We start from the raw sequence: 3,992 nt of genomic DNA, 5'->3' as shown, positions 1-3,992 counted from the left end.
TGGTTTGGTAGGATGCAGGAAACATATTGGTTTAGGGGAGCTGCACTGAGGCTCCCTATTTTTTGTCCCCTTTATTGTCTCAAAGCCCTGTACCGCATGACGTTGAGTACCCTTGTCACCCGTTAAGTTGGTGCGCATGGTTGAGGCGGCCCATCGCCTCGACACCCAAATTCAGACCCACGCCCTGGAGTCTTTACCCGAAAAGTTGATTGGCCCCCGCTTCTACGGCAAATCGGTGATCGCCCACCTCCAGGATTTGGGGGTGCTGAGCCCCCGGTTTTCGATGGCCCATGGCACCTGGGTGACCGCAGCCGACATCGATATCCTGGCGGCTACGGGGGCCGCAATTAGCCACAACCCCAGCTCTAACCTGAGGCTGAGAGCCGGAGTGGCCCCCCTCAACGCGCTGTTAGCGGGCGGAGTGACGGTCGGGCTGGGGATGGATGGCACCACCCTGGGGGATGACGAGGATATGTTTGCCGAAATGCGCCTGGCGGCACGGCTGCACCGCACCCCCCAGTTGGGCAGCCCGGCCCCGAGCTATGCCGATATCTTTCAGCTGGCGACCAGCGGCGGAGCCAGGCTGATGGGCCAGGGCGATCGCATCGGTAAGCTGGCCCCTGGCTATCGCGCCGACCTGGTGTTGGTCAACTGCGATCGCATCACCGCTCCCTGGGTCGCCCCAGAGATTGATCCCTTCAAGCTCGCCTTCCTGCGCGCCAAAGCCATGGATGTGGATACCGTCTTGGTCAATGGCCAGGTCGTTTTAGAGGCAGGCTTACCGACCGGGTTTGACTTGCAGGCGGTACGGCAAGAAGTCGCCGCGCTACTCGACACGACCCCAGCCCCAGAGGCCTACCGCACCCTTGTGGCTGAACTCAAGCCCCTGATGTTCGACTGGTACAGCCAGTGGGAAACGCCGCCGCTAGAACCCTATGGCGCGTTTAACTCGCGCCGTTGATAGTTCTGTAGCGCCCAGCACAACAGCCTGCTGACCTGGCCTGTTCAATGTCAGAAGAATATGACCGCATGGTGATCCTGAATCTGAATACGTTGGTGGCGAGGTTGACTAGAACCGTTTAGCGAGGTCGGCTGCCCCCTACTCGGCAAGACTTTGAAACTGCCAGACGGTCTTGCTCTGGCGATCTCACCAATATCCTAAAAAGAGTAGAGTACGTCAATCCATGCAGGAATCTGCGCGTCGCGTCTTAACCGGGGTCGTCTTCTTTTGCTTGACGGTTTTGATCGCAATCCTCGGCTACGTCTGGTTTGGCTGGACTCCCTTAGAGGCCATCTACATGGTGGTGATCACGATTTTTGGGGTGGGCTATGGCGAAGTCAAGCCTCTAGATACCCCCTTTCAGAGAATTTTTACAATTCTCGTCATCATTGCTGGGACGACATCGGCAGTCTATAGCGTAGGAGGCTTTGTCCAAATGGTCACCGAGGGAGAGATCAACCGCGCCTTTAGCAACCAGCGCAAACAGCTGACCATCGCCAACCTGCAAGACCACGTGATTATTTGCGGGTTCGATCGCATGGGTCAGGTGTTAGCCCGCCAGCTCGACGAAGCGCATCAGCCGTTTGTGATCGTCGAAAACCTGCCCGATCGCATTGAAGTGGCCGAAGCCTCGGGCTACCTGCACTACCCCGGCGACGGCACCCACGAGATCACCCTGGAGGAGGTCGGCATTCAGCGGGCCAAAGCACTGGTGGCCGTCTTACCCGACGATAAAGCCAACGTATTTATTACCCTAACCGCCCGCGATCTCAACCCCCGCATCAAGATTCTGGCCCGGGGCGAGTTGCCCCCCACCGAGCGCAAGCTGCGCCTGGCCGGGGCCGACCACATCGTGCTGCCCGACACCATCAGCGCCATTCAAATTTCCAATTTAATTGTGCGCCCCACCGGCATGGACTTTTTGAACAATACCTTCGAACGCAGCTACCTCAACGAATTTCTCGCCAATATTGAAGTGCAAATGGAAGAACTTCAGATCAAAGAAGAGTCTCCGTTTGTCGATAAAACCCTGATGGAGTTGCAGGTGCGCGGCAAGGGCGCATTTATGATCATTGCCCTGCGGCGCTTAAACGATCGCCTGATCTTTCGCCCCTCCGCTACGCAATTGTTGAACGTGGGCGATTCGCTGATCATATTGGGGCACCAAGACAAACTGCCCCAGTTTGCCGAGCACTACCACCTCAAGCGCTACCACCTCAACCACCACCATCAGAGGCTGTCGGCAGCATGATCGATACGCTGTGGCTGTTGCTCTGTTCTGGCCTCGTATTTTTGATGCAAGCTGGGTTTATGTGCCTGGAGTCGGGGCTGACCCGCTCTAAAAACAGCATCAATGTCGCCATCAAAAACCTGGCTGATTTTGGCATTTCTGCCGGGCTCTTTTGGCTGTTTGGCTATGCCCTGATGTTTGGCGATACCCAAACCGGCTGGCTGGGCAGCACCGGGTTTGCCCCCGCCTTTACCGACCAGCCCGACCGGGCCGTTTTCTTTCTGTTTCAAATGATGTTTTGCGGCACCGCCACCACCATTGTGTCGGGGGCGGCGGCGGAGCGGCTGAAGTTTCATGCCTATATCCTGTTGGCGATTTTTCTGTCGGGGTTCATTTACCCGGTGTTTGGCCACTGGGCCTGGAACGGCATTGCCGCAGGGAATGTTGGCGGCTGGCTTGAAAACCTTGGCTTTGTCGACTTTGCAGGCTCGACAGTGGTGCACAGTGTGGGGGCCTGGTTTGGGCTGGCAGTCATTTTGGTGATTGGGCCTCGACAAGGGCGATTTTTGGGCAACGGGCGATCGCAACCAATTCAAGGCGCAAATATTCCATTTTCGGTCTTAGGGGCGATGCTGCTCTGGTTTGGCTGGATTGGCTTCAACGGCGGCAGCACCCTGGCGCTGAACGACCAGGTACCGGGCATTGTGGTCAATACGGTGATGGCCGGGGTGGGCGGCATGATCACCGCCTCAGTTTTGAGCAACATCAAACACAAGGTTGTGGAGGTGGGGCAGCTGATCAATGGTTCCCTGGCGGGCTTAGTCGCCGTTACGGCCTGTTGTCATGTGATTAGCGTGCCGCTGGCGGTGATTGTGGGGGGCACTGGAGCGGCGATCGCCCTCTTGGCCTCGCAACAGCTCGATCGCTGGCAGATCGACGACGCGGTCGATGCCTTCCCCGTCCACGGGGCGGCGGGCATGTGGGGCACTCTCTGCGTGGGCCTATTTGGTCGGCTCGATCTAATCGACACGGGGCTCAACCGGGGCAACCAGATCATGGTGCAGGTGTTTGGCATTGGGGCAGCTGCCGTCTGGACCTTTGGCCTGGCCTGGGGGGTGCTGACCCTGGTGAACCAGGTCTACCCGCTGCGGATTTCTCTGGCCGAGGAAAACATTGGCCTCAATGTCTCAGAGCACAACGCCAAAACCGAAACCTACGATCTGTTTCAGATCATGGATTACCAGGCTAAAACCAATGACCTGAGCCTGCGGGTGCCGGTGGAACCCTTCACCGAGGTGGGGCATATTGCCACCCGCTACAACCAGGTGATCGATGCCTTTGAGAAACGCCAGAACCAGAGTGTGGAAGACCTGGCCCACATTTACTACGTCACCGAGGCGATCGTGGCAGCGGTGGAGACCCACAGTTTTAAGGCCAATAACCTGGGCCTCGATGAGGTGGCTGAGCGATCGGATGAGCTGGGGGCCTTGGCCCGCGCCATTCAGGCGGTGGTCGGGATTGTGGAAGAACGCGAGCAAGAGATCGCTCAGCTAAAACAGCAGGTCGATAAGCAACCCGAGGGAGTTGACCAGGGCTAAGGTGGTTCCCGGAAAACAGTCTCCCTACTTCTGATGAGTAGCTAGGCGCAATTAAATATAAAACGTTCCAGTGGGTAATCTCCGGTTCTACTACGTGCCTCCATGCCCTCAATGACGGTCATGGCCAGGTCATATTCGTTATCAAACATCTGCCCGGCAATCT

Annotated in this window: 3 protein-coding genes; all 3 read left to right on the top strand. The window is 57.4% G+C overall.

Going from position 1 to position 3,992, the window contains the following annotated elements:
- Window positions 1–112 precede the first annotated feature (112 nt).
- Window positions 113–961: an amidohydrolase family protein gene (locus IQ254_RS30015; RefSeq protein ID WP_193969805.1), complete on the top strand. Its 849-nt coding sequence runs from the start codon at window positions 113–115 to the stop codon at window positions 959–961.
- 223 nt (window positions 962–1,184) lie between these two features.
- Complete coding sequence (locus tag IQ254_RS30010; protein WP_193969804.1) at window positions 1,185–2,252, top strand: TrkA family potassium uptake protein; 1,068 nt, start codon at window positions 1,185–1,187, stop codon at window positions 2,250–2,252.
- Entirely contained in the window at window positions 2,249–3,829 is a 1,581-nt protein-coding gene (locus tag IQ254_RS30005) for an ammonium transporter (RefSeq protein ID WP_193969803.1), read from the top strand. The genes IQ254_RS30010 and IQ254_RS30005 overlap by 4 nt, the downstream gene beginning before the upstream one ends.
- Window positions 3,830–3,992 lie beyond the last annotated feature (163 nt).

The sequence above is a fragment of the Nodosilinea sp. LEGE 07088 genome, from assembly GCF_015207395.1.
Lineage (GTDB): Bacteria > Cyanobacteriota > Cyanobacteriia > Phormidesmidales > Phormidesmidaceae > Nodosilinea.
The sequence above is the reverse complement of the archived record's forward strand: the minus strand, read 5'-3'. Positions and strand labels throughout refer to the sequence as shown.

Excerpts from the sequence above, each read along its gene's own strand:
- IQ254_RS30010 (WP_193969804.1), top strand. The coding sequence starts at position 1,185 with ATGCAGGAATCTGCGCGTCGCGTCTTAACCGGGGTCGTCTTCTTTTGC.
- IQ254_RS30005 (WP_193969803.1), top strand. The coding sequence starts at position 2,249 with ATGATCGATACGCTGTGGCTGTTGCTCTGTTCTGGCCTCGTATTTTTG.